35 protein-coding genes and 2 pseudogenes are annotated in these 25,673 nt (G+C 39.7%); 14 read left to right on the plus strand and 23 right to left on the minus strand.

Annotated elements, in window-relative coordinates:
* Together DK861_RS11845 and DK861_RS11850 are read right to left on the minus strand one after the other, a co-directional pair.
* A partial coding sequence (locus tag DK861_RS11845; protein WP_162556781.1) for a DUF1983 domain-containing protein occupies nt 1–252 on the minus strand: 252 nt, incomplete at its 3' end.
* Nucleotides 253–288: 36 nt separating this feature from the next.
* A pseudogene (locus DK861_RS11850) lies at nt 289–3,155 on the minus strand (host specificity protein J); the annotation flags it as partial.
* A gap of 110 nt (nt 3,156–3,265) precedes the next feature.
* Between DK861_RS11850 and DK861_RS11855 the strand changes: the two are divergent.
* Complete coding sequence (locus tag DK861_RS11855) at nt 3,266–4,705, plus strand: IS1182 family transposase (RefSeq protein WP_239452173.1); 1,440 nt, start codon at nt 3,266–3,268, stop codon at nt 4,703–4,705.
* A gap of 112 nt (nt 4,706–4,817) precedes the next feature.
* Here DK861_RS11855 and DK861_RS11860 read toward each other — a convergent pair whose 3' ends face one another.
* The 4 genes from DK861_RS11860 to DK861_RS11875 are packed head-to-tail and all read right to left on the minus strand — an operon-like array spanning nt 4,818 to nt 7,190.
* Nucleotides 4,818–5,405 carry a tail assembly protein gene (locus DK861_RS11860; RefSeq protein WP_109400234.1) on the minus strand — a complete coding sequence of 196 codons (588 nt, stop codon included), beginning with the start codon at nt 5,403–5,405 and terminating at the stop codon, nt 4,818–4,820.
* The gene (locus DK861_RS11865; protein WP_109400235.1) at nt 5,402–6,112 is read right to left on the minus strand and encodes a C40 family peptidase; all 711 of its coding nucleotides are present in this window, start codon (nt 6,110–6,112) and stop codon (nt 5,402–5,404) included. Before DK861_RS11865 ends, DK861_RS11860 begins: the two co-directional genes overlap by 4 nt.
* Nucleotides 6,109–6,852 (minus strand): phage minor tail protein L, encoded by a 744-nt coding sequence (locus DK861_RS11870; protein ID WP_109400236.1) that lies wholly within the window; start codon nt 6,850–6,852, stop codon nt 6,109–6,111. Before DK861_RS11870 ends, DK861_RS11865 begins: the two co-directional genes overlap by 4 nt.
* Entirely contained in the window at nt 6,849–7,190 is a 342-nt protein-coding gene (locus DK861_RS11875) for a phage tail protein (protein ID WP_109400237.1), read from the minus strand. The genes DK861_RS11870 and DK861_RS11875 overlap by 4 nt, the downstream gene beginning before the upstream one ends.
* Before the next feature lie 172 nt (nt 7,191–7,362).
* Between DK861_RS11875 and DK861_RS11880 the strand changes: the two genes are divergently transcribed.
* Nucleotides 7,363–7,542 carry a hypothetical protein gene (locus DK861_RS11880; RefSeq protein ID WP_162556778.1) on the plus strand — a complete coding sequence of 60 codons (180 nt, stop codon included), beginning with the start codon at nt 7,363–7,365 and terminating at the stop codon, nt 7,540–7,542.
* Here DK861_RS11880 and DK861_RS11885 read toward each other — a convergent pair.
* From DK861_RS11885 to DK861_RS18185, 8 genes are all read right to left on the minus strand, one after another.
* Entirely contained in the window at nt 7,532–7,777 is a 246-nt protein-coding gene (locus tag DK861_RS11885; RefSeq protein ID WP_109400239.1) for a hypothetical protein, read from the minus strand. The genes DK861_RS11880 and DK861_RS11885 overlap by 11 nt on opposite strands.
* Nucleotides 7,778–7,817: 40 nt before the next feature.
* Complete coding sequence (locus tag DK861_RS11890) at nt 7,818–8,030, minus strand: hypothetical protein (protein ID WP_109400240.1); 213 nt, start codon at nt 8,028–8,030, stop codon at nt 7,818–7,820.
* Nucleotides 8,031–8,052: 22 nt separating this feature from the next.
* The gene (locus tag DK861_RS11895; protein WP_109400241.1) at nt 8,053–11,448 is read right to left on the minus strand and encodes a phage tail tape measure protein; all 3,396 of its coding nucleotides are present in this window, start codon (nt 11,446–11,448) and stop codon (nt 8,053–8,055) included.
* Between the two features lie 65 nt (nt 11,449–11,513).
* Nucleotides 11,514–12,017 carry a hypothetical protein gene (locus DK861_RS11900; protein WP_109391244.1) on the minus strand — a complete coding sequence of 168 codons (504 nt, stop codon included), beginning with the start codon at nt 12,015–12,017 and terminating at the stop codon, nt 11,514–11,516.
* Between the two features lie 149 nt (nt 12,018–12,166).
* Nucleotides 12,167–12,838 (minus strand): hypothetical protein, encoded by a 672-nt coding sequence (locus DK861_RS11905; RefSeq protein ID WP_109400242.1) that lies wholly within the window; start codon nt 12,836–12,838, stop codon nt 12,167–12,169.
* 121 nt (nt 12,839–12,959) lie between these two features.
* The gene (locus tag DK861_RS11910; RefSeq protein ID WP_239452174.1) at nt 12,960–13,754 is read right to left on the minus strand and encodes a Rha family transcriptional regulator; all 795 of its coding nucleotides are present in this window, start codon (nt 13,752–13,754) and stop codon (nt 12,960–12,962) included.
* 67 nt (nt 13,755–13,821) lie between these two features.
* Nucleotides 13,822–14,424 (minus strand): ORF6N domain-containing protein, encoded by a 603-nt coding sequence (locus DK861_RS18470; RefSeq protein WP_239452179.1) that lies wholly within the window; start codon nt 14,422–14,424, stop codon nt 13,822–13,824.
* Nucleotides 14,425–14,525: 101 nt separating this feature from the next.
* Entirely contained in the window at nt 14,526–14,696 is a 171-nt protein-coding gene (locus DK861_RS18185) for a hypothetical protein (RefSeq protein WP_017827422.1), read from the minus strand.
* A gap of 103 nt (nt 14,697–14,799) precedes the next feature.
* On the opposite strand from DK861_RS18185, the gene DK861_RS11920 reads away from it, so the two are divergent.
* From DK861_RS11920 to DK861_RS11930, 3 genes are all read left to right on the plus strand, one after another.
* Nucleotides 14,800–15,579, plus strand: coding sequence for an XRE family transcriptional regulator (locus tag DK861_RS11920; RefSeq protein WP_109400243.1), 780 nt, complete (start codon nt 14,800–14,802; stop codon nt 15,577–15,579).
* 180 nt (nt 15,580–15,759) lie between these two features.
* The gene (locus DK861_RS11925; protein WP_204101262.1) at nt 15,760–16,275 is read left to right on the plus strand and encodes a DUF4145 domain-containing protein; all 516 of its coding nucleotides are present in this window, start codon (nt 15,760–15,762) and stop codon (nt 16,273–16,275) included.
* Between the two features lie 263 nt (nt 16,276–16,538).
* A complete protein-coding gene (locus DK861_RS11930) occupies nt 16,539–17,474 on the plus strand; it encodes a hypothetical protein (RefSeq protein ID WP_109400245.1) in 936 nt (311 codons plus the stop codon).
* 131 nt (nt 17,475–17,605) lie between these two features.
* Here DK861_RS11930 and DK861_RS11935 read toward each other — a convergent pair whose 3' ends face one another.
* The 9 genes and pseudogenes from DK861_RS11935 to DK861_RS18475 form a co-directional block, all read right to left on the minus strand.
* Nucleotides 17,606–17,893: a DUF1799 domain-containing protein gene (locus tag DK861_RS11935; protein WP_204101263.1), complete on the minus strand. Its 288-nt coding sequence runs from the start codon at nt 17,891–17,893 to the stop codon at nt 17,606–17,608.
* Between the two features lie 14 nt (nt 17,894–17,907).
* Nucleotides 17,908–18,213: a phage tail assembly chaperone gene (locus DK861_RS11940; RefSeq protein ID WP_109400247.1), complete on the minus strand. Its 306-nt coding sequence runs from the start codon at nt 18,211–18,213 to the stop codon at nt 17,908–17,910.
* Between the two features lie 51 nt (nt 18,214–18,264).
* Nucleotides 18,265–18,921 (minus strand): phage tail protein, encoded by a 657-nt coding sequence (locus DK861_RS11945; RefSeq protein ID WP_109400248.1) that lies wholly within the window; start codon nt 18,919–18,921, stop codon nt 18,265–18,267.
* A gap of 45 nt (nt 18,922–18,966) precedes the next feature.
* Nucleotides 18,967–19,368, minus strand: coding sequence for a phage tail terminator-like protein (locus DK861_RS11950; RefSeq protein ID WP_109400249.1), 402 nt, complete (start codon nt 19,366–19,368; stop codon nt 18,967–18,969).
* Nucleotides 19,365–19,946, minus strand: coding sequence for a hypothetical protein (locus DK861_RS11955; RefSeq protein ID WP_109400250.1), 582 nt, complete (start codon nt 19,944–19,946; stop codon nt 19,365–19,367). The genes DK861_RS11950 and DK861_RS11955 overlap by 4 nt, the downstream gene beginning before the upstream one ends.
* Before the next feature lies 1 nt (nt 19,947).
* Complete coding sequence (locus tag DK861_RS11960; RefSeq protein WP_109400251.1) at nt 19,948–20,298, minus strand: hypothetical protein; 351 nt, start codon at nt 20,296–20,298, stop codon at nt 19,948–19,950.
* 2 nt (nt 20,299–20,300) lie between these two features.
* On the minus strand, nt 20,301–20,780 hold the full coding sequence (locus DK861_RS11965) for a DnaT-like ssDNA-binding protein (RefSeq protein ID WP_109400252.1): 480 nt from the start codon (nt 20,778–20,780) through the stop codon (nt 20,301–20,303).
* A 38-nt stretch (nt 20,781–20,818) separates the two neighbouring features.
* Nucleotides 20,819–21,097 (minus strand): Ig-like domain-containing protein, encoded by a 279-nt coding sequence (locus DK861_RS11970; RefSeq protein ID WP_109400253.1) that lies wholly within the window; start codon nt 21,095–21,097, stop codon nt 20,819–20,821.
* An 8-nt stretch (nt 21,098–21,105) separates the two neighbouring features.
* Nucleotides 21,106–21,240: pseudogene (locus DK861_RS18475) on the minus strand (major capsid protein); the annotation flags it as partial.
* Nucleotides 21,241–21,268: 28 nt separating this feature from the next.
* On the opposite strand from DK861_RS18475, the gene DK861_RS18190 reads away from it, so the two are divergent.
* The 9 genes from DK861_RS18190 (at nt 21,269) to DK861_RS12010 (ending at nt 25,662) form a co-directional block, all read left to right on the plus strand.
* Nucleotides 21,269–21,412: a hypothetical protein gene (locus DK861_RS18190; RefSeq protein ID WP_161802078.1), complete on the plus strand. Its 144-nt coding sequence runs from the start codon at nt 21,269–21,271 to the stop codon at nt 21,410–21,412.
* A gap of 453 nt (nt 21,413–21,865) precedes the next feature.
* A complete protein-coding gene (locus DK861_RS11980; protein WP_109400255.1) occupies nt 21,866–22,006 on the plus strand; it encodes a host cell division inhibitory peptide Kil in 141 nt (46 codons plus the stop codon).
* Complete coding sequence (locus tag DK861_RS18290; protein WP_204101264.1) at nt 21,990–22,166, plus strand: hypothetical protein; 177 nt, start codon at nt 21,990–21,992, stop codon at nt 22,164–22,166. Before DK861_RS11980 ends, DK861_RS18290 begins: the two co-directional genes overlap by 17 nt.
* 10 nt (nt 22,167–22,176) lie before the next feature.
* Entirely contained in the window at nt 22,177–22,650 is a 474-nt protein-coding gene (locus tag DK861_RS11985) for a class I SAM-dependent methyltransferase (RefSeq protein ID WP_109400256.1), read from the plus strand.
* On the plus strand, nt 22,647–22,898 hold the full coding sequence (locus tag DK861_RS11990; protein ID WP_109400257.1) for a hypothetical protein: 252 nt from the start codon (nt 22,647–22,649) through the stop codon (nt 22,896–22,898). The genes DK861_RS11985 and DK861_RS11990 overlap by 4 nt, the downstream gene beginning before the upstream one ends.
* Nucleotides 22,895–23,779, plus strand: coding sequence for a RecT family recombinase (locus DK861_RS11995; protein ID WP_109400258.1), 885 nt, complete (start codon nt 22,895–22,897; stop codon nt 23,777–23,779). The genes DK861_RS11990 and DK861_RS11995 overlap by 4 nt, the downstream gene beginning before the upstream one ends.
* A 39-nt stretch (nt 23,780–23,818) precedes the next feature.
* Nucleotides 23,819–24,439 carry a hypothetical protein gene (locus tag DK861_RS12000; protein ID WP_109400259.1) on the plus strand — a complete coding sequence of 207 codons (621 nt, stop codon included), beginning with the start codon at nt 23,819–23,821 and terminating at the stop codon, nt 24,437–24,439.
* Nucleotides 24,432–25,133, plus strand: a complete 702-nt coding sequence (locus DK861_RS12005) for a lambda exonuclease family protein (RefSeq protein ID WP_109400260.1) — start codon at nt 24,432–24,434, stop codon at nt 25,131–25,133. Before DK861_RS12000 ends, DK861_RS12005 begins: the two co-directional genes overlap by 8 nt.
* Nucleotides 25,123–25,662: a single-stranded DNA-binding protein gene (locus DK861_RS12010; RefSeq protein ID WP_109400261.1), complete on the plus strand. Its 540-nt coding sequence runs from the start codon at nt 25,123–25,125 to the stop codon at nt 25,660–25,662. The genes DK861_RS12005 and DK861_RS12010 overlap by 11 nt, the downstream gene beginning before the upstream one ends.
* The last annotated feature ends 11 nt before the right edge of the window (nt 25,663–25,673 follow it).

Here is a 25,673-nt window from a genome sequence, read left to right on the forward strand (position 1 = left end):
ATTTGCAGGGTTATACCAAGCAAAGTTATTCGCATTGTAACCAAAGAATGATTCGAGCTTTCCATTCTTAACTTGAGCGCTGATCACTTGTCCTGCTGCGTTATATTTAACTTTGTCATGAACAATCGTGATATTAATTGAGTGCATGACAACGCCGTCACCTGTTTGACTAAATTCAGCCTGCATTTTCTGGTTAATAATGCCCTGCTGTTTGCCAAATTGCGCTTGTACCTGCTCTTCAGATTTAGCCATTGCTTTATTCGTTTCAGATATCGCCTCTTTGTTCGTCGCAACATCTGCACTAATACGACCGACTTCTTCATCTGTATTGCCTAACTTCTGGTTGGTGTCAGCTAAATTTTGGTTAGTTTTTTTAACTCTGTGCGGATCTCCGTAGTTGTTTGACCGAACGCCTTATTTAACTCAGTAATTGAAGTTTGAGTCTCTTTAATTGCAGATTTGTTATCACCAACCGCGGAGTAAATTTCTTTAACTTCCTGTGCCCATGCTTCGTTATCCGTTGCACGGACTTGCCATAGCTCTTTGATTCCAGCTTGTGATTGACCGTGTTTCACTAACAAACTGTGTGATAGTTGAGAGTCAGCATTACTAAGAATAATTGCTGTCTCAGCATTCCAATCCAAGCGTTCACTGAGTTGCTGGCCGGCTTCTGATGACATGAAGTGTCCATCAAGCTCTGGCAATATCGTACCTACATCAAACTCCGATTCTCCCCGAATAAACTCAGTCCACTCAGATTGATTACCAGTTTTATCCACCAGCCTTGCTCTAAAATAAAACGCTACACCAGCTGACAAACCCGCCATTTCATAGGTTTTAGATGGGTAAGGAACATCAGATAACAGCATCAGTCCTTCACCGTCATTCGTTTTGCTGTACTGGATTTCAGTTTTTAACGTATCTCCTGTGTTGTCACCAAATCCCCAGCCTAGCTTAATGCCAAATACCAACGGTGATGATCTAAAATTAACCGGCTTTGGCGGGTTACCTACTTTTCCTGTTAACATTGTTTCTTGTGCATTAGCCCAAACGCTGGATATTTCAGACGCATTTATCGCACGAACTCTCACCTGATAACGACCAGCATAAATACCATCCACCTCAAAACCACAAGTTGATGATCTTAGCATTGATACCCAGTTATTGTTATCTCTCCGCCATTGAGCTTCATAGGTAATGGCATTATCAACTGCATCCCAATCAACACGCAGAGTGGTAAATGAAATGCCTTGGTTGATTTGAGAATAAGATGATACGCGGATATTTTTAGGTGCTGCTTGCACGCCAGGTGGAACAATAGTAATAGGACGCTCATCAATTCTTGCCCCTGAGTCTATATGCTCATAGTTATCAGGATTATGAATTGCACCAGTAATGGTGTAGGTGTTATCACTATTATCGGTAACATTGATAACGCGATAAAGCTGTAGCGCTAAATCATCAGCATCAACCGTCCAAACTGCATTTTTTTCTGGTTCCTGTGAGTACTCCGTTGAAACTGTAATGACATTATCAGCAACCAGCGATACTGTTCTTCCTTCTGAGTGTCCATTAGGTAAATTAACAATTAATCTATCACCAGATTTGATTGTAGCCTTTCTATCTAATGTGATCCGCCTACCTTCTACCTTGCTTATGCGACCTCCGTTATCCCTTCCTGCCAATGTCGAATCAGCAATGGCGATAATATGGCCCGGTGACGGTATTGCACCTTCTAATCCTGTCGCGAAACTAATCACCCTATCATTAGCATTTGTTAGTAAAACCCATCTACCGCGACGATTGGCTTCACTTTGTCGAGTACATCCAATGGCTGATATTTCAGTTTTGCGCACACCATAACGGCGCTGTAATTTGATATCGGCTACCGCCTCAATTGCATCATTACTGTGGTTGTTAGTGTCTGTATAGGAAACTAATGCTTGCGTATATCGGTTTTGCTGGCTACCACCAGAATATGACGGTTTACCACCAACAATATTGGCATTAGTAAAGGTTCTGAAAATAGTATCTGGCATATCCGCAACAGCATTAACTTTGTTATCAGCCCAGAAAGTCATGCCTCTAAATATCGCAGCGATATCTCTCAATACCGTGTAAGCCGACTCTTGTGATTGAATGTAAACATCACAAAGAAAACGAGGCTCCTTACCATCACCACCATGACCATCAGGCACTAACTCATCACAATATTGTGCAATTTTGTACAAATCCCACTTTTCAACTTGTGAAGCTTTAATGCGATCACCACACCCATAGCGGTTGTTTAGGACTAAGTCATAAAATACCCACGCTGGATTATTGGTTGCTGCAAGTTTAAAAGTACCATCCCACACGCCAGAATAAGTGCGACTAATCGGATCGTAATTAGTTGGCACCTTAATCAGTAACCCACCTTTGGGTCGAACGCTAATTTTAGGGATGCGGTTATTAAATTGGCGGGCATTGAAAGTAATAAATAATAGCGCTGTATTTGGATAACGTAATTTAGCATCGATAACATCAGTAACGGCAGAAATAGTAACTTTATCAGCAATTCTAGCTGTATTCTGATTCTTGGTTAATCGACGGGAACGGATCTGCCAGCCTGTAGTTGCTTTTGGCAAGTCAATACGATGTGTTCTCTGATATTCACTGGTTGTTTTACCATCAAATGCAGATTTCAAGACTTCTTTATAACCCGCGCCATCAGTCGATAAATCAATCGCATATTCAATGCGATAACCTGTTGTATCTCCATTATCGTGCTGTTGAAGTAACTGAGGAACCGAGAATCGGATGCGCTCTGCTGACAACTGAGTGTTATTAATGCTTCGCACATAGGGCTGGTCGTCTTTTAATTCCAACCCCACTGATGTCTCACTATCTACTGAGGGAATGCCTTGGATGTATTCCTGATGTTCACTACCAGGTCTAAATTCCCAAGTCACTCCTTCAAAGTTTTTTGTGCCATCAGCGTTGCCAATAGGTGTGTCATCAAGAAAAATGCGAGTGTCATCTAAACCACCAGCAATTTCTCCCTCGGAAATAGCCAATAAAATTTTAGCAGTTGATTCAGAAAGCAAGCTATCTGGTGATTCCGTTGGGGTATGCCCACCGCCACCACCACCTTTTGCACCATGAATTAATTCCATATTTCACCCATAAAAAAAGCCACATAGTGGCTCAGACTGCTGACAAAGTCCTAGCTTTTTAGTTAGGACTTTGATCTAATAAGGTTAGTACAAATAATGAGCTAACCGATATGTTAAAAGAACCTTCTCCTCAACAATATCAATTCGAAACCATCACACTTGATGAGTTGGTACCTGAAGACCATCTTGTTCGTAAAGTCGATGCTATTATGGATTTCGAATTTATTCGTGATGCCGTTGCTCACCTTTATTGTCCCAATAATGGGCGACCTGCGATTGACCCTGTTCGTCTCATTAAAATGATGTTGTTAGGCTATCTGTTTGGTATCCCATCCGAGCGAAAACTGGTTAAAGAAATCCAAGTCAATATGGCTTATCGTTGGTTTTTACGAATGGGGTTGACGGAGAAAGTGCCCGATGCTTCAACATTGAGTCAAAATCGTATTCGCCGATTTAATGACAGTGAGATATTCCAACAGATATTTGACCATGTCGTTGAACAAGCTATCAGTGGGGGCCTGGCGAATGGACGTGTTCTTTACACCGACAGTACTCACTTGAAAGCCAACGCGAACCCACACAAAGCCATTAATGAAGAGCGTCCCATTGCACCAAGTGAATATATCGAACAACTCAATATTGCCGTTGAAAGAGACCGGAAAAATCACGCAAAAAAGCCGTTACCCGGCGCAAAAAAATCCAACGAAAACAGCGCCGTCAAAAACACTAAAGTGAGTACTACAGACCCTGAAAGTGGTTTTATGCATCGGGACAATAAACCCAAAGGTTTCTTTTACCTAGACCATCGCACGGTGGATGGAAAGCACGGTATCATTATGGATACCCATGTGACAGCCGGAAATGTGCATGACAGTCAACCTTACATTGGCCGATTACAGCGCCAAATTGAACGTTTTAATCTCAACCCCATTGCCACAGGCGTGGATGCGGGTTACTTCACTGCCCCAGTTTGTCATCTTGTCAAAGCAATGAGTATTGCTCTTGTTCCCGGTTATCGACGGCCAAATAAAGGGAAAAATGATTATCAAAAGAAACACTTCCAATATGATGCAGAGCGAGACATGTATGTGTGTCCAGTGGGAGAACTTCTGACGTATAGCACAACCGATCGCAATGGTTATAAGCATTACAAGTCTGACATATCTCAATGCCAAATATGCGAACATCGCTCATCGTGCACACAAAACCAGAAAGCCCAAAAAACGATCACACGACATGTATGGGAAGAAGCGAAAGAGTGGTCAAATGCGTTACGGCTGAGCAAGTGGGGTAAAAAAATCTACGCAAGGCGAAAAGAGACGGTGGAAAGAAGTTTTGCCGATGCCAAACAACATCATGGTCACCGTTATGCGCGGTTCCGTGGTTTAAATAAAGTGCAAATGCAGTGCTTATTAGCAGCGGTAGCGCAAAATATGAAGAAAATGGCGCTACTGGCGCTTCTTTTTTACTTTTTAGGGTTAATAGAAGGCCAATTAAGGCAATGTGTTGGGAAATATAGTGTGAAAAAGATATGGATGATGGGATTTTAGAAAAATATCGCGATCGCGACCTTCGGTCGCTGAAACAAGAAACCCCATGCTAAAAACATGGGGTTCGTCATCAATCTGAGCCACATAGTGGCTATTCTGAAATTCGTTTATGTTATTGCTGATCTTCAGTGTAAATCCCCGCAGAGATGATCGCTCCACCCACCTCTCGCCTATCCAATCCGTAAAGCAAAGGAACAGGATTGCCTTGTGCTGTTGAGTTCACCGCACCACCGAAAGCATAAGAGGGTTTATTGTCTGAATCTTGCCTCATAGACAGCCCTCGAGGTTGAGGCGATAGCATTTGAACAACGCCACCCATAGCAACACCAGCACCTACCATCAACATTAAATCACTTGCCCATAATGCTGCCCCCCAAGGAGCAAATGCTGCAGCACCGATCATTGCCACACCTAACATTGTCTGGAAGAATCCACCTCGTTTACTACCTCTAATGATTGGCGCTATACGGATCTCTTCTGTGGTATCAAGATGCAGCTCTTCTTCATTAATGTTTCGTTTTCCCTTAAATACAGCAAATTCCAGTCCTTTTAAATGTGAGTTAGCGAGAAACTGCTCAAAGCCATCGTAGAGCACCGTGAGTGCTTTAATCGCCTCACGAGGTGAATCTATATCTAATTTGTGTTCGCGCCCAAACTTTGTACCGAGAACACCGTAAAGACGTATTGTTTTTAGACTCATATCAATTCTTTCCTCCGCACGACTTTTACTGTTCTATCTCTCCAATAATCACTGTATGGAACAATGCGACTAAGTTGTCCGTATAGATGATGGAGCAACATGCCATTCATAATCACACCAGCGTGATTAGGCACATCAGCTTGCACTTGCATGATGATCATGTCACCTTCTTTCGGCTCACCAGCGATATCGACAAAACCAGCTTTCTGGTAATTATCTATATACATATTTTCGCCTTCTTCCCACCAATGCCGATCAACGCTGTAATTATGTAATTTAATCCCATGCTTTTGTTGGTAGTAGTCCATAATTAACGACCAGCAATCAGCATAACCCAGCACAAATGAGCGCCCTTCTAATTCGCGCTCACCTCGAGGCTGGACGAGTCGAATATCACCCTCTGGCCACGAGACAATAACCCACGGCAATCCAGTTGTATCACACTGTAATTTATCTATTTCGCTAGGTTGAGTCGTTACGCCATCACCGCAATGGCTATGGACTATCGCAATTGGCTCTCCCCAATCTTCGGCAATTGCATAATCTTCTGGCGATAATTCAAAATGTTCTGTTGGGTTATTAGAACAATTATGGCAAGGGAAGTATTTTTTCACTCGACTTTTTTGACAGATAACACCACATGCTTCTTTTGGATATTCAGTTTTAACATGCTGAAATATCGCTTCAGTTAATTTCTTTGTGATCATCGCGCTAACCCCGCAGCTGGAAACCCACCGAAATCTAATGGCTCATTCTCACCAAAGCGTTTTTTGCAATCACTAATAAGTCCACCACAACTATCTAGCGCTGGATCATCAACAGGGTTTCCTCTCTCATCAAAATATTTATTCCCTGAATATGAGCACCCATTACCACTGCGATAATCGCCTTTCATACACCAGTAACAAAGGTTATGAATTTGTCGAACGGGTATCATTACTCCCTGCAAATCAAAAGGGCTGGATAACTCAAAGTCTACCGCCTCACCAGCCACCTCGTTGGTTTTACGATCAATGTAATAAACTTGCTTAAAACACTCATCAGGGTTAGCGGTTGGATTACCATCAGGAAAATTTTTGGCATCAAGATAATGAGAGAATGTCTCGTAAATAGTAACCTTTGCTTGAACCATATCGTCAAACTGGAGACACAAAGACGAGATTAAACCGTCTATATTGGCAACTTTCAGAGATGGCCTTGCAGGGCTTCCGTCACTATTTTTTGCCATCCCTTCAATTTCATAGGGCCATGCACCATATTCATTTCCTTGCCACCAAATTGGTTTAGGTTTGATATCTCCATTCGATTGCTCTATCTCTTCTGGCGTATGAGGTAAGTTGTAAGCATGGAAGCGAAGGATAGGCCCATCAAACTCACTGCCATCCACCTCAATCAATTGAACCTTATTACCTGGCTCTAATTTTTGTACACCTGCTGTGATATTCATGCGCTAAATGCCTGCTCAAACGTTGCTGTCAATTTCATTACTCCGCCAGATACGGGGATCATCGATATCGAATCAGCCTTAACTCGATAAAGACCTTTTTCACCAAATGGAGGTGTCCAAATAAATGATTTTGCTGTGTGTTGCCGAATGAATTTGAAAATAGGTATCACCTCATCCTTCAATCCCATATAAGCAAATGGCCACGTTTGGGATTCTGGGTTAATACCATCGCCAGCAACTTGTTTGTAACCATCTCCAAATTCAATTTCTTTAATGCGATGTTTAAATTCACCGCTTGGCGAATCTTGTATTTGCGTTCGCCACTTAAACTCTTCCATTGGTTACTCCAATAAAAAAGGCGACACGAAGCCGCCTGATCAAATATCAGGATATTAATAATATCCATTAGGTTATTTTATATATTCAGCCCAGAGAAACTTACCGAAGGAATGGCTGATTTACTTCGGTGTGAGGAAATTTATGCAATTTAAACTGACTAGTGTTCGCTCTGTGAATCGGAGCGATGAATCAAATAAGCTCGAAGTTGGACTAACAGGCTCTGATGGATCAGCTCATAACTTTGACATTGATACCACTGGTAAAAATGTCATGAATCTAACCTTAAGAGACATTGAAAAATTAGCAATTCAATATGCAAAAAATAGTTTTGCTAACTGTACTAACGGCTAAAGCTTTCGACTGCAGTAATTCGCGTGCTTAGTATATCTAAATCACAGCTCGCTGCCTTTTGCATATCCGCGAGCTGTTTTTCCAGTGACTCAATTCTTTTCACTAAATCTTCTATTGATGGCGCTGATGATATAACTGCAGATTTAATCACCATGCCTTTAGCCATTACATTGCCGTTACTATCTTTCATGATCCCATTACCATCCATCGTTAATATATTTTCTTGATTACTCATAACTACCTCTCATTAAAAAGCCACCGAATTTTGGTGGCTGTTATTGGTTTAACTCTTTAATGGTTTGTCTTGCATACTCTTCGGATTCTTTAAAATATTCCGAAAGAGGTTTATTAGCATCAAAGCTTGTTTGATAAATCAGGTATGCTTTTGGTGGTTCAAAATCAGTCTCATTTCCCATGTATACATCTACTGGAATGCTAATTTCTTTATCTTCGGGATGAATACAAATATTTCCTAATTTTAATTTCATAAATACCTCTCTTATTAAATAGTTATCTATTTCCTGATACTGCTTTAATGATCTTATACAAATCACCACCTTCTCGCCCTTCACTAATAAAAAGGCTTTTAACCTTATTCTTTAATGATTGCTCAGCAGCTCTTACATCTATATTTGGCATTGCATTTTGTTGTTGCTCGGTTTCAATCTTAACGCCACTCATATCTATCGTTACATTCACTCCACCACCAGCAATTTGAGGGTTGCGAGCGATAAATGCTGTTGGCTGTGTAACCGACATTGATGCTGAACCACCAACATGACCACCTGACGCATAGCCTCGCTTTCCTGCATCCATTAGGCGATAGAGATTATCCACACCTAGTCGCTGCGTTGCTTCTTTGGTAAATACGAACTCGCCTTTATGCACTACGCCAGCTGGGTCATATTTACCACCACCTCCTGTGTATCCGCCTTCAGCAAACCCTAAGAAGCTGCCAAATGTAGTGCCTGCAAATCCAGCTCTCATGGCATTAAGTAACGCCATTTGAGTTATCATCTTGGTCGTCATCTCTAGGAAAGACTTAGTGAAATCTGATAAGTTAAATTTACTGGTGAGGAAAAAGTCGGCAATAGTGTTACTCATTCCTTGGAATGCAGACTGTGTTATTTGGGCGACATTGCCATAAACATCTGTGGCTTGGTCTTGGAATTCAGCAAAGCCTCGTTTAAATCCTAACTCCCAGTTACCCCGCAGGGAATCTTCTTTGGCGTAATACTCCTCTAGTGCTTTTTTCTTCTCAGGTGTATCAGCTTGACTTAAAGCAATCTCTCGTTGTTTTAATCGATCAGAGCCACTTGCGCCAATTTCTAACGCATTGCCTTTAGCAACAAGGGCATCAATATATTTGGTTTGTTTATCCAACTCCCTATTTTTTATCTTCTGTAATTCAATCTGATCACCTAAGACAGCAGCCTCATGCAATGAAGCAACGATACTTTTCTCTTTAAGTAACAGTGATTGCTCGTCTCTGGTCAATGCCCTCTCTTTTCTTCTGTCTTCCAGCACGGATATTTTGGCTTCTGTTTCCCACAGTTTTTTACGTTCGTTACTGATAACGTCATAAACAGTTTTGTGATCATTGAGGACTTTTAATTGAGTTTGCAGTGAGAGAATGGTTTTCCTTGCCTCTTCTTCGGCTCTAGCACCCAAGCTTGGCTTATTTAATCTATTTTGGAAATTATCGAGAGATGCCTTCTGTCTTGCGTACCTCAACTCAAGTTGTGCCAGAGCTTCTTTTTTGCTCTTTTCAGACGTGTAAATGTCATTGAGTATCCGGTCTTTTTCTTCTTTATATCTTTGGTCTATGCTTCCGTATTTCTGAATCAAAGCCCTTTCAGCTTCAATTCTTTTCTTATTAAACTCCTCTTGTTGCTTTAATAGCGAATCATCTTGAGCCTTCTTGCTTTCAAGATAATCTTTCTCAAGCAACCCAGCTAGCCTAGCCTCAAGATCACTTTTCATCTCGCCAGTTTTAGCAAAATGAACCCCCTCAGCCCCTTTGTTTAGCTGGAAGTTAACAAGAGTCTCCTCTATTTCCCTTATCTGCTCCTTAGTAGATTTTTTACGACCAATATCCAGCATGTCATCCCATGCTTGTTTAGCCATTAGCGAAACGCCTCTCCATGCGCTCTCAAGGAAACCTAGGTTTTCCTCAATATCATTAGCTCCTGTTCTTATTGATTCTGCATAAGACTGGCTAGCTAATCGCGCTGCATCCTCTTTTCTTCCCATAACCTCAAGCTGGATAATGCGTTCATATTCTGACGCAGTAAGGAAGTGCATTTCCTTATCCAGTTCACGGACTGCATTTACAGGATCATCTTGCAGTCGTTTAAATTGACTAATTGTCTCTTCAACAGATTGCCCTATCGCCCTTTTTAACATAACTGCCGATCTTGATACCATATCGACTTCTTGCTTCATAAATCGACCAGAGCCAACAACTTTAGCGATAGCCTCTGCTGATTCGAATTGAGCAACACTTAAACTCTTATACTGGTTGGCAAGAATGCCTAAATCACCGGCACTTTTCTTAGCATAGCCCCCTGTAAGAATTAACTGTTTATTGTATTCTCGGTGTTCAGCATCTCCTTGGTGAATGGCATAACCAAAAGCTATCGTCGCCGTAGTAATTGCAGTTATACCAACAGTTGCAGGATTTAAAGCTGGCAACATACCTTTAAGGCTGTTACTAAGACCTCCTATTGAGCCACTAACACCTGTGCTCTGACTTAAAAAACTAGATAATGCATTATTCCCACCTGTTAATTGATTGATAATGCTACTTAACTGCGGTGTTATCCCTGAAAGCCCACCAGATAATTCCTTGGAACCCTTTGCATTCTCCAGTAATTTCTTGCTCTGATCATCCAATTGCTTAATGAAAGGTGCTGCTTTATCAGACACGCCTAACTGAGCTGCCTTCATTTCAAGCAGCTCTGTTTTTGTTTTACCAATAGCGTCAGCTTGGTTTTTCAGTGACTGTATAAATGAATCTTTTGCCTTCTGTCCTCTAGCTGTTTCAATGGCCTCTTGTCGTTGCTCGTAAGCTAATTTTCTAGCTTCTTCAACGGCTTTTTTTTGCTCTATGGCTAATCTAGCAGTCCGCTCTTCTTGTTTCTTTATTGCATCAATCACAGGTTTAGCTTCATCTGCAATTCCTAACTGAGCGGCCCTGTATGCCATAATATCGGTTTTAGAAGCGCCATATAAAAAAGCCTGTTCTTTCAATTTGTTCATCATTGCGTCTTTAGCAATGGCGTTAACTTGCTCTTCTTGTGATAGTTGCTTAGTTCTTCTAATTATTTGGGATAAAATCTCCAAGTAATCTTGATGGCTAATATTTCCTTCTTTTCTTGCTTCTGCTAACTGTTTATTAATATTAGTTAAATCACTTGTAGTGCTCGACACTTTCCTTGTCGCATCAATCTGTTCCATAAAAGACTTAACAATAGCATCGTTAGCATGCTCAGCTACATTCATCGCGCTTTTTATTTGGGTTTCCAGTTCAACAAATGCATTACCACTCAATTTGAAGTCTTTATAATCTTTATTTATATCATTCAAAATATCTTTTAATTTTAATGTGGCACTTCCTGATAGCTGAATATTTTTTATATCATCACGGTAAGCATCGGCTTTTGCTTTCAACTCCGCATGAACCTGAGCCATAGACTTACCGACTTCTTTCTGTGAGTTATTTAGATTATCCAAAGATTTACTAGCTTGCTGGTTACTATTTGCTGACTTACTAACTGACTGACTAAGGTCATCTACGGATGAGCTTGTAGTCTCAGCTACATTTCCCAACTCCTTTAACTTCTGCGTACCACGCTCTAAATCTGACGTGTCAGCCTTTAATGAGATTGTTGCTATATCTGCCATTCAGTTTCCTCCAGACATAAAAAAACCACCCGTAGGTGGCTCATATTGTATTTAACGCTCAGGCGCTAGTAATTTTTATACATTGAAATAGCCGCATCGTATTTAGTTCTATCTTGGTTGTCATTATCTGCACTATTTTTTATGTAAGACTCCCACTCACTATATGCAACTATTAAGTACTCTCTTTCTTTTTTATCTTTAGTCTGGTTTTTTATTTTCTCAAATAAAGGCTGAGCTAAATCAAGAACCTTAGTTTTTTGCTTTTTAGTACAGCCAACTATGGCTGATATAGCTTCTTTCGAGTCATTATCATTCATCAAGCCTAACCGTACTGTACGCAATCTAATATTTTCTACGTACTTAAATGAAGATGCTGAATCAGCAAAAGAATTCAATTGACTAACAAAACCAATCTTCGTGTCAGTATTATAGTTTTTGTCAAGATTTGGTTCAGAGCACTCCATTAAAGAAAGCTTTGTTTCGTTACTTTTCCTGTTCTGCTCTTCTACCATTTGAGCGCAACCACTTAATAACGTTACGACGATAACACCAAGTAATAATTTCTTCATCCTGCCCTCTGAGTTATTTATATCATTTTACTTAATGGTAGCTGAGTATAGATGCAAATTGAAGCAAACAAAAACCCGCCGGATCAGGTTGCAAATAAAATTTATTTAAATAACAATCCTGAGCCATATATTAATTAATGAGCCGTATATTAATTAATTCTTGCTTCTTGCACTCTATCATTAAATTGGCTCAATAATTCTCGGAACGGAATTCTATCGCCATCCTCTCTCCAACCTATTGTGAATCTACCATCAGATTTTATAGCATCTATAAATGCGGATATATCATCACCATTACCATCACTATGTAGATACAATTTACGCAATGTTTTATCTCGCGCCTTCGCATTTTCTTTTAATCTGCGAATACCAACTAGATTTACCTTTAATGCTTCATCAACAATATTAGGTAAATAAGTCTTTATAGTATCTTTATTATCTCTTAATGTATTTGCTGTCCGAACATTATCAATTTGTTGTGGAATTTGATTATTCAAAGTGTCTAAAAAATCATTCAACCTAAAAGGATATCTCTGACCATTTTTTATTCCCAATTCATCCCTAATGAGTTGCTCCTGCCAATCCTTTATATATAGGATGAAATCGCCCTTACCATGGGCACCATACATTTTTAGCTCAAAAAAGCGCCCCATCCTACCTAAGTATATAAATATTTTGTCATTTCTTTCTGCATCTTCTGTGGATAGAAATAACATGCAGGTAAAAACACCAACACCTATATTGGTCGTAAATGCTATGGTTTTGCTATTTCCATTAATTGCTAAATTGTAAATATTACTAAGCATGGTCAGGTTAAACATAAGCACCTCTCCTTATTGTCTCACCTAAACATTAAACAATTAATGAGTATAGTTAAAGCAAAAAGCCTCAATTAAGAGGCGCAATATGTGATCTCAAGCAAGCCGTTTTTGGCCTGGGTGATTAAGCTACTTCTTTGAATTCCTTGTCATGAGTAAATAAACCATCCCAGTTCTTTTTCATTGGTAGTTCACCAGCAAGATAGAGATCATAAAGACGTTTAGCACCTTTCTTTAATAAAACTGGTTGATACTTAATGAAAGGTTCGTGACCGTGTGGATTAATTTCACTCTGGTTTTCTGTCATGTATTTATCACGAGCGTATGAAGCAACACGCCAGCGAATATTTTTACCTGACTTGCTTTCGTTATATAGCCAGTTTCTTTCAGCTAACCACATTTGAACTTGTTGAGTGTTAACTCCGTTAAGCATTTTACAAAATTGAGTCGGTGTCATGCCTTCTTTGAATAAGTTAGACATGCACTCAACTTTATTTGTTAGCTCTTTATTTGATGATTCAAGAGCCAATACTTTTTCAGTGTAATTTAATAAAGCAGAACGCAAGAACTCAGGGTCATTAAGTGCAACAATTGGTGTTGCTTTCCCTGACTCAAGCTCTCTCCAGCGTTTTGATACTTTATGGCGCAATGGAACACTGTATCCAGTCATTAACGTCATTGTAAGATCTTGGTCTAATCCTATTTCATCAATAACAGAACGACCCTTGTAATTTTTACGCTTAACAAAAAACTCTTTAGAAACATAATCATCCGTTTTTGGATAATTAAAATCTAGTTCCATAAACATTTTCTCAATGTCACGAACTACGTGATGGTGAGCCTTTCCTGTTAATTCCGCAATCTCACGACTTGACATAGTGACATTTGTTTCATGTGATGCTAAAGTTAATCCGTTCATTGAAACATTTCCTTTTAGGTTTTGTTTGGGATTAGCCAGCAGTTTGCCCCTGTTGGCTTTTCTGTTTTTACCTGCATATTCTTGGCAACTCACCTTCTTGTAATCTCCCGTTAATATCTCTCCTTAAATTCATCAGAAACGCATAACCATCTTGAAATCTATCAACCAGCTTTCCAGCAAGTGGTGATTCAAGTTGTCTTAGTATTGGATATATTTCTGACTTCCATGCTGAATAAAAAACATCGTAATGATTAAATAGAGCATTAATGTTGTGAGCGTCTTTTTCCCTTTGGGTTATTGGGCGCGAGTTAACAACAACTTCATTCTTCCCTTTGTTGAAATAGTGATCTTCCATTAATTCGAACACATCCCATGCTTTGTCTGTGTCTAACATTTTCGCATGGCGAGCCGCACCTCTTTCTGTCCACAGAATTAAACTTCTCGCTTTTGGTGAAATTTGTAGGTTACTTAAAGTAACTCGCAAATTTTTTAGAGCATTTCCAATAACTTTGAAGTAATGCTTACCCTCAATAAAGCGACCTGCATTACGGGAGTGGTTTACTTTTATGTTGTTACTTTTAGTATCATATAACTCAGCTAACAGTTCAGTCGTCACAACAGGTATTCCGTTATGCATAATTGCTGGGATGGATTTAACTGAATTGCTCATATCATTAATATTTGCTAAATTAGTCATGTCACTTATTCTCGTCCAAGAGTTTATTTGATAATGAGACCTCAATTGCTCGAACAATTGGGGTTTCTTCTTTTTTACGGCATCTCAAGTTCACCATTTTCCACCTTCTCTCTAAATACCTCTAAAATATATTCAAGCTGAACTTGAGTAGAACGGCGTCTATTTTCGGCAACATTATCAATCCACTGCCTCATATCTGGCTTCATCCGAAATGGGTACGGCATAATTCTATTTTTCTTTTCCATTTTATCTCCTATGAAGTATTTCAACATCACATCTTCATGATGTAGTATTAGTTATATACCATGACTCCAATTTATGTCAATATGAATTTTAAAGAGTTCACATATGAGAATTGATGATAACTTCAAATCAAGAGTATCTTTAGCTAGGCGAAGTGCCAACCTCACTCAGGGCGAATTGGCGGTGAAGATAGGTGTTGTCCGTAGGCAGGTTGCTGCCTATGAGGCAGGAGACTCAAAACCTAGGCAACAGGTTTTAATAAATATAGCATCAGCATTGGGAACGACAGCTGAGTGGCTAGCAATGGGCATTGGTGATAGCCCTGATTTCAGTAAAATAAAAACCACTATTACGGTTCCAGAGATACCAATATATACACAAATTCAAGCGTCTTTTTTAAAGAGTAATAAGGCTAAAATATCTCCAGTAGGTTTTATCCCTGCCCCAAAAGGAGCTAACGAAAATTCATTCGCTTTAGAGTTACGAGGTGACTCTATGGTGTCAGATAGTTCCATAAGTTTTTGTGATGGGATGATTATCACTTTTGACACAGAATTAAACGCTGAAAATGGATCATTTGTTTTGGTTGATAGCACTGATAATCTTGGCGCTACATTCAGAAGGCTCAATGTAGATCAAGGAAAAAAATACCTAACTCCATTAAATAACATCTATCCTAGTTATGAGTTAAATAGTTCAATGGAAGTAATTGGAGTAGCAATTCATGCACAATATGATTTATCTCAACATAAAGTAAATAATCAAAATGAAATTTTTCACCCTATAAATAAACAAGAAGAATGCACTATTTCTGAAAGATTAGATAAAATTGAATCCATGCTTGAGAAGCTAGTAGCCAACAGCGCTCAACAAACTGATAAATAAGGATGTTTGATGAACACCTATACTGCACCAGCTCTAAATACGAATGCTTTTACATGCCCTCATTGCAACGCATTTGCACATATGAACTTTTCCACTTTGATTGATGGGAATCGATATACAGGCAGAAAATATTTCGATGATGCTCTAATATCTGTATGCGTAAGATGCAAGCAGATAGCAATGTGGAATATCACCCATTCCAGAACAGATCCAGAAGGAAACATTTATTATCAAGGAAGTATGGTTTATCCATTCGCGATCCGAGCGCCACAGCCATCAGACGAGATGCCAGATAATATAAAAAAAGACTATATTGAGGCTGCGATTATATTTGAGAAATCACCTCGCGGTGCAGCTGCACTACTTCGCCTTTGCCTTCAAAAGCTATGTATTTATCTTGGTTGCAAAGGTAAAAAGATTGATGATGATTTGGCTGAACTAGCTAAAAAAGAAATGCTCCCTAATAAAATAATAAAAGCAGCAGATGTAGTTCGCATTACTGGTAATAATGCGGTCCACCCAGGGACAATTTGCGATGATGATTTTGATGGCATAGCCATTAAATTATTTGAGCTAATTAATATTATTGTTAAATACGCAATAACTGAGCCAAAAGTAATTCAAAGACTGTTTGAGTCCATGCCAGAAGGCCCGCGCCAAGCAGCAGAAAATAGAGATAAACCTAAATCAAAATAAAATTAAGAGCAAGAGTGGACCATAAGTTCATCATCTGAAAATGACAACGAACCTATTAATATTAGTATTCATACCGGTTTAGTATTTTGAATAGTTAGAGTTACAAGCCTAGATACGGAAACAGTAATAATACTTACACACTATTGATTCAGCATCTAAATTGCCAAAAGCAACGCTGGGCATGTGGCAATCGTGCAACGCAAAGAATTTAAAAAAGTTATATATAATCAACTTGTTAAAATGTACGAGGAAAAAGATTAATTATGATTGAATGTCAATTTGGTTATTATCCAAAACCAATCAATATTGAATTTGATGGACTTTCCATTTCAACTTTACCAAACCTGAATGAGATCGTTAAACGGATAAGTAATCATCCACAAACTTACAAAGACTGGTATTATGCAAGCCCTGCTTCCCACCACGAATTTGTATCTGACAAAACAAAAAATTTACCTTACCCAAACAGAGTATTTTCTTTGCCAAAAACTCACTCTATAAAATCAAATTTATCCCAAAGTGAATGTGATTTTTTTATATGGAGTCTATCTTTTTTTACTGGGATGAGACTTACATCCACTGATGCAGGCTTCTTAGATTCAACCATCATTAAGCCCGATGCCTTATTTGACTTCATTACCCAAGCAAACCCTGCCATCGAATTTTCTTACAGCTACGCAAAAGACATAAATAACGCTCATAAGTTAAAAAATATCTCATCAATAATTCACTGTTTATTTTTATCAAAAAATCCACAAAGTTTATCCTTTGAAAAATTTCAATATTTATACTATGCACTAGATGGATGCTTTAAAGTTATATCCTTAGATTACAAATTTACAAAGTCAGAACCGAAACCTAAACATGCAAAACGGATAACGTGGTGTTGTGATAAACTAGGAATACCAACCCCTGACTTTGCGACCATACAGCCAGAGCCATACACTGTATCGAGAATAAGAAATGAAACTATGCATGAAGCTCTATTTTATGGTGAACCATTAGGCTTTGCTGTTAGTGAAGATAATGCTTCATCAAAATCAAATCAGGAAGCATTCTTATTAATAAGAAATATGGAGAGATTAGTTTGCAGAATGATAGTTTCTCTTTTTAATTTGAGTGGCTCTAAATATGCTCAGTCACCTATTAAATCAGAATCTAGAGATAAGCATCTACTGACATTTGATAACGAAATGTAGATAAACCCATCCGTAAAAAAGAAACTTAGCTCTATGTTAACGTAACCGGTGCAATTCGACATCTATTCAACTCAAAACAATCATTAATAAAGATGTATAACTATGGCTATCACCTCAACTTATTCATTAACTTAAGCTCTCTTATGCATCACCTCCAGCGCCTTAACCTCCATAATCCTCAGATCACTAAACACGGTCGCTCTATCTTTGATGTTGAGTAAGTCCATCACTTGTTTTAATGGGTTGTAATCCAAGCCAGTGATACCATTCATGCCTACACGCCACTGCGTATTCATGGCTGAAAATACTTGATATGAATCCCAAACATCAGGCCATATTTCAACATCATCAATATCTGGCGGAAAACCAAAAGCACGCTCAAACTCAGCCGACTCTTTGGAGCTCATTCCGCCATACATTGCTTCGGCGACCGTTAAGAGTTTTTTTCGCGATTACCCAGTAATTCGTTGTAATACGTGGAAGCAATAGCACGAGATGCGGATGGGTAGTTATCTAGCAGTAGATTTAAGTTTTCTTTGTTATACGGCTCTTCAATCGCCCAATCTTCAATGATTTGCTCAAAGAACTCAGTAGTTGGCTTTTCTCGCATCTCATCAAGTTGACTCATTGGTTTATGCTTAAAAGTGAATGTCACTACTTCTGGCGTTTCTTTGCCAGCAACGGGGATCTTAACGTTAGCTTTAAAGGTTGGATTAGGAACAAGGGTAAATTTAGGCATTATCAGTCCTTAAAAAGCCCCTGTTTCGGGGCTGTTGTGAGTGTTTATGGATTAAGCAGCGTTGGTATAAATCTGCATTTCAGATTTAAGTGAGAATCGTGCAGTCACGTTTTCAACTTCATTGATAGCGGTATTTGGCACACGCTGGAATGAAATTGAAGCGGTGTAATAGCGATCTTCTTCTGCACGCTTATTGTAGAATCGGATTGCGGTAACTTGCTTGCTATCATCCAGCTTTGACAACAGCTTACGAATAGGTAGCTTGGCATCGTGAGCAAAAGTATAAACCTGTACAACACCATTTTTATAGGTATCGATAGTTTCTGCCTGCTCATCCTCCAAGAATTGAACCTCTTGTGTTTGCTGTTCTCCACCCTCTGTGGAAAGCGTCATTACCTGTGGCATGACCTCCCATGACAGCACTTTCTTTAATGTTCCTGTGCCTCCACCAGCAGGAAACACATTTTTATCACTGGTATCGACGCCCTCTAGGGTGATTTTAGATTCAGTAACTTCAGCAACACGGAACGCACCAGAAACTTTCTTCCAGCCAGATGTCACATGGACAATATCGCCTTTAGCAATATCACCCACACTATCAACTGTTAGCACTGCTTCTTCGGTATTGGTCGCCTCAGTAATTTTAATTTCGTCATCGTATTTACTTGCGATGTAAACACGCGACCCATTAGGAATGTTATAGGCCATTGTTAACCTCTATTTTTAGGTATAAAAAACCGCAATTAAGCGGTGTTATCGGATTGCGTTACATCGATAGGATGCACGAATAGGAATGGTGTAGTTTGTTTCGTCTAAAATTGGAGGAAACTGGCTAGGCTCTCCGTTAATGTAGATACCCTCACCTAGTGTTAATCCGTTCTTCAATCTGTCTTTAACGCCATCAGCAATAGTTGATATTTGAGAATCTCCAGCACCAACCTTGCCAACAATGTTGATTTGGATAACGCCACGATAAACAGGCATATCCTGAGACAGGCCAATGTTATCTGTCTCTGCTATCATGATATGAAGTTGTAGATACGGATCGTTAATATCATCAAAAGGAAGGTTAGGCCATGCAATTTTAAGATTTAAATCTTTGCCAATACTCGCCACCAGCTTTCGAATTTCAGTATTAATTGTTGACTGATTCATGATTTAGTTTCCGATACGGCCGAATTAAACATCTTGCTTGCCTCTTCGGCAGTTATGACAACCATACCATTAGGTGCTTGTTTAGAATGCCCCATCTCAAGACGGTAGGCATAGGGCACATTGTTTGTGAAATAGATAGCATTCATACCTATTTTGAATCGCTCAATAACAACGTTACCTAATGCCTTTGTCATGCTACCTGATTTATCTATGCGCCCAGTTTCACCTTCCGCTGGAGCATCAAATGAAACCTGCCAGTTTCCTCTAAATCGACCGCCTGTATAGCCAGGAGGAACGTAAATATCCATAGAATCATTAACACGAACACGCTTTTTTAATTGACGTCGCTTTGGTGTTAAATTATTAGGATCTTGTTTTAGATATTCATTATGTTCAAAAACCGCCTTATTGTAGTTTGAGGCGACCTTATTAACCTCCCATAACTCAGGATTACCAACAGGTGATATTTCAATTAACCTCGCAAGTATTTGAATACTAGTTTTTTTTACAACTGTTTCAATATTTGCGTTAGATTTGTCGATAAAGATATTAATTGACTTCATAAACTGATCTGACATATCACGCCCTCAATTGAGACTGATAGCAAATAACAATATCAGCAGGTTTAACAGGATTGGGTTCGTGAACACGCAACCAAACGCCATCAACAAGCACCTTATCCCCTTTATGAATATCAATGCCTGGAGGAAGTATCATTTTAATATCCGTGGAGAGAATAAGTGTGCCATCGATTTCGTGAGGTTTATATTTCGTCTTTACTCCGATAGTAGAAAATAACGTTTCTGGCTCAAATCGCTCTTGCCCCTCATCATCAACCCAGTGTTTGCCATCTCGTTTAGCCTGATAGGAAATGCCATATTTTTTCAGCATCCGTAGCGCTGTACTCTGTCCTCGCTGATAAATATTCATCACTACCTCATTGCAAATGTATTAATGGCAAATCCATCTGAGACATCAATCAAGCCAGACAATAAACCTTTTAACCAAGGAAAATTAGGTGCGCCGGTATTGGTGCCTTCGGCATATTGCACAGTAAGAGCGCCTTCAATTCGCTCAGAGGTGATTTCAGCACCAAGTGTGGGTTGTAGTTCATTTTCGACTGATTCAATTGCTAAACGGCATTGAGATTGGATTAATTGCTTTGGTATCTGATCGCTTGGGATAGCTACGCCATCACGAGATAACCCTGAACGAGGGAAAGATAAAGGCTGACTTACATTAGTCCGTTTCCCTAACCATTTCTGAGACTCGAGATAGTCCATTGCCATTATTAGTAATGGCTCTAACCCGCCATCTGCTAAAGTGATATTTCTATCCTCAGCGTATTTTTTCAAATCATCAACACTGGCGTAACTATTAAATGTTAGAGAGTTTTTATCAGGATCAATCATGCTCACCTCAAAAAAAGAGGGGCACAAAGCCCCTTAAATTACTCGTCTGGAGAAGTTTTTTCTGTGAATATAATTGCATTAGTATTTTGCACAATACCATCAACAGTGGCGGTGACAATAAATTCACCTTGAGCGTCAGAAGTTAATTTCACTGTCGCACCACCAGCCTTGCCCGTCTTGGATGAAGTAACGCTTAATTTACCACCTGTTGTAGACCAATTAACAGTAGCCCCTTCAACTGGCGAGCCATCTTTAGTGTAATTAAGAGTGAACGTTACTGTATCTGTACTGTCAGCGATAGCGGACGCCTTATCCACTGACAGGGTTACTTTCCCTCTTCAGCAGTTAGCTTAATCATGACGCCAGCAGTTAATTTGTCGCTAGTGAAATGCTTCTTCCAGTTACCAGCCGTGCCTAACTGAGTTAAGTTAGGGTTCTTGCCTTTTGCTTCATCCCAGCTGATGCAATGTTAAAGGCTAGGGGGTGATATGAACGAAAAATATAACAGAGGAGTTAAGCCTGATAATACGAAAGAGGCTAAAAAACTCAATCGTGATTATCAAGTTAAACGCCTAATTGCTAAAGGTCACACAAAGAAGTTTGCCCGCCAACAAGTTAAGCGCATTAAATAGCAAGCAGTAACCCACCACTTAATCATTCATATCGCTATTAATAGTGAGGAATACGCACATAAGGAGTTAATCATGATATGCCCTGAATGCTGTGGGGATGGTAAGGAAACATGTACTAATCCAGATCATGGGTTAATACAAGCGTTAACATTTCATGATATTGGTCGAATTGGTTGCCCATGCTGTGGTCACGATGAATTCCATAAAGTAGAGAATGGAGGCTCGTGTGAAATTTGCAGTGGAAGCGGGAAGGTTACAGACCGCGAGTTCGAACAATACTGTGACGGTTGTGATCTTGATGTAAGTGAGCATATTCAGTTAGTTAAAGAAGTAAATAACAGATTACTATCTCTAAGTAATATCTCAAAGTAACCCATCGCACCAACACCAGAGAAACTAAACAATAATCGCTATCGCAAGATTAGCGTAGGTTTCGCACATCCAGAGGTAAGCATGAATATTGATAAATACAAACTTTGTTTAGCTCAATCGCAAGCTGGGATTGCACGCTTTCTCAAGGATGAGAATGGATGGCGCAAAGCAAACGAAACATTAAAAACAGCATATGGAATACAACATGAACGCAAAGCATAAACACGCAAAGCAACAGATATTCACCCTACTTCGCGAGTCTGAAATGACTGAGCAACAAGTCGAATTATTGTTTGATGATTGGAAATTTAAACAGCAATGCGAAAAGACAAATCGAATTTTACGTCAGGTTAATACGCGTGGAGAGTATGCATTCACGTAAGGAGGTAGTCATGAGCCCCATCTTGGATATGTGCTGTGGTAGTCGCATGTTCTGGTTTGACAAGAAAGATAATCGAGCAATCTACAGTGATATCCGCGTAGAGAAACATATTTTATGTGATGGCAGGAAGCTAAATATTACACCCGACATTATCGCTGATTTTAAAAACCTCCCCTTCCCTGACGGCTCGTTTTATCAAGTTATATTCGACCCGCCTCATTTAATAAGAGTTGGCCACAACGGATGGATGTTTAAAAAGTACGGGCGATTAAATAAAGAATCATGGAAAGACGATTTAAGTAAAGGGTTTAGTGAAGCATTTAGAGTGCTTAAGCCAAACGGAACATTGGCTTTCAAGTGGAATGAAACACAAATAACCACAAAGCAAGTTTTAGCGCTAACCGACCAAAAACCAACAATAGTCCAGCGCGTTGGCAAGAGCGATAAAACGCATTGGATGTTGTTTATTAAGGGGGTTGAATGATTACCAACACCTACGGACTCAGAAACGACTGGTACGAACGCCAAATGGAACGAGAAGCGTTTGTTAATTCTCAGGAAGCGAAAATATCAGTTGATGAGATTATGGATAACCTACCAGAAGAACTATTGTGCATGGATTTAGCAAGGAAGTTAAATCCAGTATTTGAAATTAGCCCTCAGGCACTGGATGCCGTTTTAGATGGAATTAAAACAGCCATTCAGATCGGGATAGATAAGGAGATATTGTGAGCACGTCAATTATTGAGTTTGTGCAACAACAAGAGTCATTATTTTGTAACGCACTAACAGATCAAACGATCACATGGGCTAAGGAAAGCCAGTTTGCAATTCAGGCATTCCAACGAAATGACGAGCTAGCAAGAGTGACTATGGAAAACCCCGCCAGTGCTCAGAATGCCATTATTAACGTGGCGGCTATTGGGATTACATTAAATCCAGCAAGTAAGTTGGCGTATTTAGTGCCAAGAAAGGGTTCTGTTTGCCTTGATATCAGCTATATGGGTCTCATGCACCTAGCTCAGGCCACTCAAGCTATCGAATGGGGTCAATGCAAATTAGTCCATGAAAATGACGTTTATGAATCCAATGGCCTAGACACCCCGCCAACACACAAATATAACGCATTCAGTGACAGAGGTAGTGTTATTGGTGGTTATTGCACAGTAAAAACAGCAAGTGGCGACTATCTCACGGAAGAGATGAGATTGGATGAGATAAAGGCTGTTGAGGCTACGAGCAAGTCAAGAAATGGCCCATGGAAAACATGGTGGGATGAGATGGCTCGTAAAACAATTGTGAAAAGAGCGAGCAAATACTGGCCTCGTCGTGAAAGGTTAGATCAAGCCATTGATTATGTGAACACCGAGGCAGGTGAAGGTAATGATTTTGATGTACCAGCAAATAAAGCAAAGGACATAACGCCAGCAAGCGAGGATCAACTAAAAGCTATCACGGACTTGATGCTTAAGGTTAACGGCGAATGGAGTGACGCATTCTTCACATTCATTAGTAAAAAATTCAACCATCAAATATCCCATCCAGAGCAATTAACCGCATTTGAAGCCAATACCATTATCGACATGCTAAGGAAAAAGGCAGAAGGAAAATGATTAGTAATGACATCATTCTAAGCAAATAAAGGTGACTCTATGTATGCAAAGCAATTACAAGAAGGAGAAATATTTGGACTCCTAACAGTGTGTAAATTCTCCCATATGAAAGATGGCAGGCGGGTTTACATTTGCTCATGTAAGTGCGGAAACACCTGCTTAAGAGCGGCTAACTCACTAAAGTCATCTGGAATTAAGAGCTGCGGATGCTTAGTCGGAAGAAACAAAACCCATGGATATAGAAATACGAGGATATACAAAATATGGGTAGGAATGAAAAACAGATGCACAAACAAAAATAATAAAGACTATAAAAAATACCATGCCAGAGGAATAAGCAAAGAATGGCTTGATTTCAAAGCTTTTTTTAATGACATGGGTAACCCACCATCAAGAAATCACCAACTAGACCGAATAGATAACAATGGCCCTTACTCTAAAGAAAATTGCAGATGGGCTACCGTATCAGAGCAAGCAATGAATAGGTCTAACTCATTTTACTGGCATATTGGCGATTTGGTGTTCGATAGCTGCTATTCAGCATCCAATCATTTCAAGGTGAAGCCAGCAACTATTTATAAATGGTGTAACGGATATATAAATAGAGGCAAAAAAGTACCACCAAGAAATGGCTTTAGGAAGGTTCCAAAATATGAGTAGACCATGGGAAAGTGCGTTCGAGGATATATTTGGACCAATATCCAACATTGAACAAGGTAGCGATATCTGGTTACAAGCAAGGCTCGGCGTAGTAACTGCCTCTGAGGCATGGAAGGTTATCTCTAAGCCAAAGTCAGGGAAAAAATGGACAGACACAAAGAAAACATATTTAAACACACTTATTGGTGAAGTCTGTACAGGAGTTTACAAGGAAGTATCAGCAAGGACGCTGGAATGGGGTAAAAGCTACGAATTAGAAGCAAGGATGACATTCGAGTTTTACACCGGATTAACGGCAAAGGAAGTGCCAATAATATTTAAAGATGAGCAACTACGGATAGCTTGCTCACCAGACGGCATTTGCAGTGATGGCTCTGGATTAGAGCTTAAATGCCCTAATAACACGGACGTATTTATAGACTTAGCATTGAATGGAATCGATGCAATGAAAAAGGAATATGTGGCTCAAGTTCAATATTCCATGTGGGTTACAGGTAAGGATATCTGGCACTTTGCAAATTTTGACCCACGCATGCCGGCAGGGAAAGAAATCGCATATTTCCCTGTTGAGCGTGATGAAAAAATGATGAAAGAATTCGATGAGTTAGTGCCTGAGTTCATCGAAGTAATGGATCAGGGATTAAACAAGTTAGGCATTCAATTTGGCAATCAATGGAGTGTATATGGCAAGTAAAGGCGTGAATAAGGTGATTCTTATTGGTCACTTGGGGCAAGACCCTGAAATCCGTTATATGCCGAGTGGTGGCGCAGTAGCAAATCTTACACTAGCTACATCGGAATCGTGGCGTGATAAACAAACCGGTGAGATGAAGGAGAAAACTGAGTGGCATCGAGTATGCATCTTCGGGAAATTAGCAGAAATTGCAGGTGAATATCTGAGAAAAGGAAGTCAGATATACATAGAAGGTTCTCTGCAAACCAGAAAATGGCAAGACCAAAGCGGGCAAGACCGATACACAACGGAAGTAGTGGTCAATATTGGTGGAACAATGCATATGCTAGGCGGTAACAGTGGTAATCAGGCAGGAAGCCAGAATCCACAGCAAAATCAAGGTTGGGTTCAGCCACAGCAACCGCAAGCACCAAAACAAGCATCGAGTAATCAAGCACCACAAAATGAGCCACCTCAAGATTGGGATAACCCTATACCTTTCGCTCCTATCGGACTCCCCTACCCACGCCACGCTATTTATGTAATTTAACCAAAGGATAT

The organism is Proteus sp. TJ1640, from assembly GCF_003144445.1.
In the GTDB taxonomy this organism is placed as follows: domain Bacteria; phylum Pseudomonadota; class Gammaproteobacteria; order Enterobacterales; family Enterobacteriaceae; genus Proteus; species Proteus penneri.

Bases quoted from the DNA above. Each gene is read 5' to 3' on its own strand.
- DK861_RS11855 (WP_239452173.1), top strand. From the start codon at position 3,266: ATGTTAAAAGAACCTTCTCCTCAACAATATCAATTCGAAACCATCACA.
- DK861_RS11860 (WP_109400234.1), bottom strand. From the start codon at position 5,405: ATGAGTCTAAAAACAATACGTCTTTACGGTGTTCTCGGTACAAAGTTT.
- DK861_RS11865 (WP_109400235.1), bottom strand. From the start codon at position 6,112: ATGATCACAAAGAAATTAACTGAAGCGATATTTCAGCATGTTAAAACT.
- DK861_RS11870 (WP_109400236.1), bottom strand. From the start codon at position 6,852: ATGAATATCACAGCAGGTGTACAAAAATTAGAGCCAGGTAATAAGGTT.
- DK861_RS11875 (WP_109400237.1), bottom strand. From the start codon at position 7,190: ATGGAAGAGTTTAAGTGGCGAACGCAAATACAAGATTCGCCAAGCGGT.
- DK861_RS11885 (WP_109400239.1), bottom strand. From the start codon at position 7,777: ATGAGTAATCAAGAAAATATATTAACGATGGATGGTAATGGGATCATG.
- DK861_RS11890 (WP_109400240.1), bottom strand. From the start codon at position 8,030: ATGAAATTAAAATTAGGAAATATTTGTATTCATCCCGAAGATAAAGAA.
- DK861_RS11895 (WP_109400241.1), bottom strand. From the start codon at position 11,448: ATGGCAGATATAGCAACAATCTCATTAAAGGCTGACACGTCAGATTTA.
- DK861_RS11900 (WP_109391244.1), bottom strand. From the start codon at position 12,017: ATGAAGAAATTATTACTTGGTGTTATCGTCGTAACGTTATTAAGTGGT.
- DK861_RS11905 (WP_109400242.1), bottom strand. From the start codon at position 12,838: ATGTTTAACCTGACCATGCTTAGTAATATTTACAATTTAGCAATTAAT.
- DK861_RS11910 (WP_239452174.1), bottom strand. From the start codon at position 13,754: ATGAACGGATTAACTTTAGCATCACATGAAACAAATGTCACTATGTCA.
- DK861_RS18470 (WP_239452179.1), bottom strand. From the start codon at position 14,424: ATGAGCAATTCAGTTAAATCCATCCCAGCAATTATGCATAACGGAATA.
- DK861_RS18185 (WP_017827422.1), bottom strand. From the start codon at position 14,696: ATGGAAAAGAAAAATAGAATTATGCCGTACCCATTTCGGATGAAGCCA.
- DK861_RS11920 (WP_109400243.1), top strand. From the start codon at position 14,800: ATGAGAATTGATGATAACTTCAAATCAAGAGTATCTTTAGCTAGGCGA.
- DK861_RS11925 (WP_204101262.1), top strand. From the start codon at position 15,760: ATGTGGAATATCACCCATTCCAGAACAGATCCAGAAGGAAACATTTAT.
- DK861_RS11930 (WP_109400245.1), top strand. From the start codon at position 16,539: ATGATTGAATGTCAATTTGGTTATTATCCAAAACCAATCAATATTGAA.
- DK861_RS11935 (WP_204101263.1), bottom strand. From the start codon at position 17,893: ATGTATGGCGGAATGAGCTCCAAAGAGTCGGCTGAGTTTGAGCGTGCT.
- DK861_RS11940 (WP_109400247.1), bottom strand. From the start codon at position 18,213: ATGCCTAAATTTACCCTTGTTCCTAATCCAACCTTTAAAGCTAACGTT.
- DK861_RS11945 (WP_109400248.1), bottom strand. From the start codon at position 18,921: ATGGCCTATAACATTCCTAATGGGTCGCGTGTTTACATCGCAAGTAAA.
- DK861_RS11950 (WP_109400249.1), bottom strand. From the start codon at position 19,368: ATGAATCAGTCAACAATTAATACTGAAATTCGAAAGCTGGTGGCGAGT.
- DK861_RS11955 (WP_109400250.1), bottom strand. From the start codon at position 19,946: ATGTCAGATCAGTTTATGAAGTCAATTAATATCTTTATCGACAAATCT.
- DK861_RS11960 (WP_109400251.1), bottom strand. From the start codon at position 20,298: ATGAATATTTATCAGCGAGGACAGAGTACAGCGCTACGGATGCTGAAA.
- DK861_RS11965 (WP_109400252.1), bottom strand. From the start codon at position 20,780: ATGATTGATCCTGATAAAAACTCTCTAACATTTAATAGTTACGCCAGT.
- DK861_RS18190 (WP_161802078.1), top strand. From the start codon at position 21,269: ATGAACGAAAAATATAACAGAGGAGTTAAGCCTGATAATACGAAAGAG.
- DK861_RS11980 (WP_109400255.1), top strand. From the start codon at position 21,866: ATGAATATTGATAAATACAAACTTTGTTTAGCTCAATCGCAAGCTGGG.
- DK861_RS18290 (WP_204101264.1), top strand. From the start codon at position 21,990: ATGAACGCAAAGCATAAACACGCAAAGCAACAGATATTCACCCTACTT.
- DK861_RS11985 (WP_109400256.1), top strand. From the start codon at position 22,177: ATGAGCCCCATCTTGGATATGTGCTGTGGTAGTCGCATGTTCTGGTTT.
- DK861_RS11990 (WP_109400257.1), top strand. From the start codon at position 22,647: ATGATTACCAACACCTACGGACTCAGAAACGACTGGTACGAACGCCAA.
- DK861_RS12000 (WP_109400259.1), top strand. From the start codon at position 23,819: ATGTATGCAAAGCAATTACAAGAAGGAGAAATATTTGGACTCCTAACA.
- DK861_RS12005 (WP_109400260.1), top strand. From the start codon at position 24,432: ATGAGTAGACCATGGGAAAGTGCGTTCGAGGATATATTTGGACCAATA.
- DK861_RS12010 (WP_109400261.1), top strand. From the start codon at position 25,123: ATGGCAAGTAAAGGCGTGAATAAGGTGATTCTTATTGGTCACTTGGGG.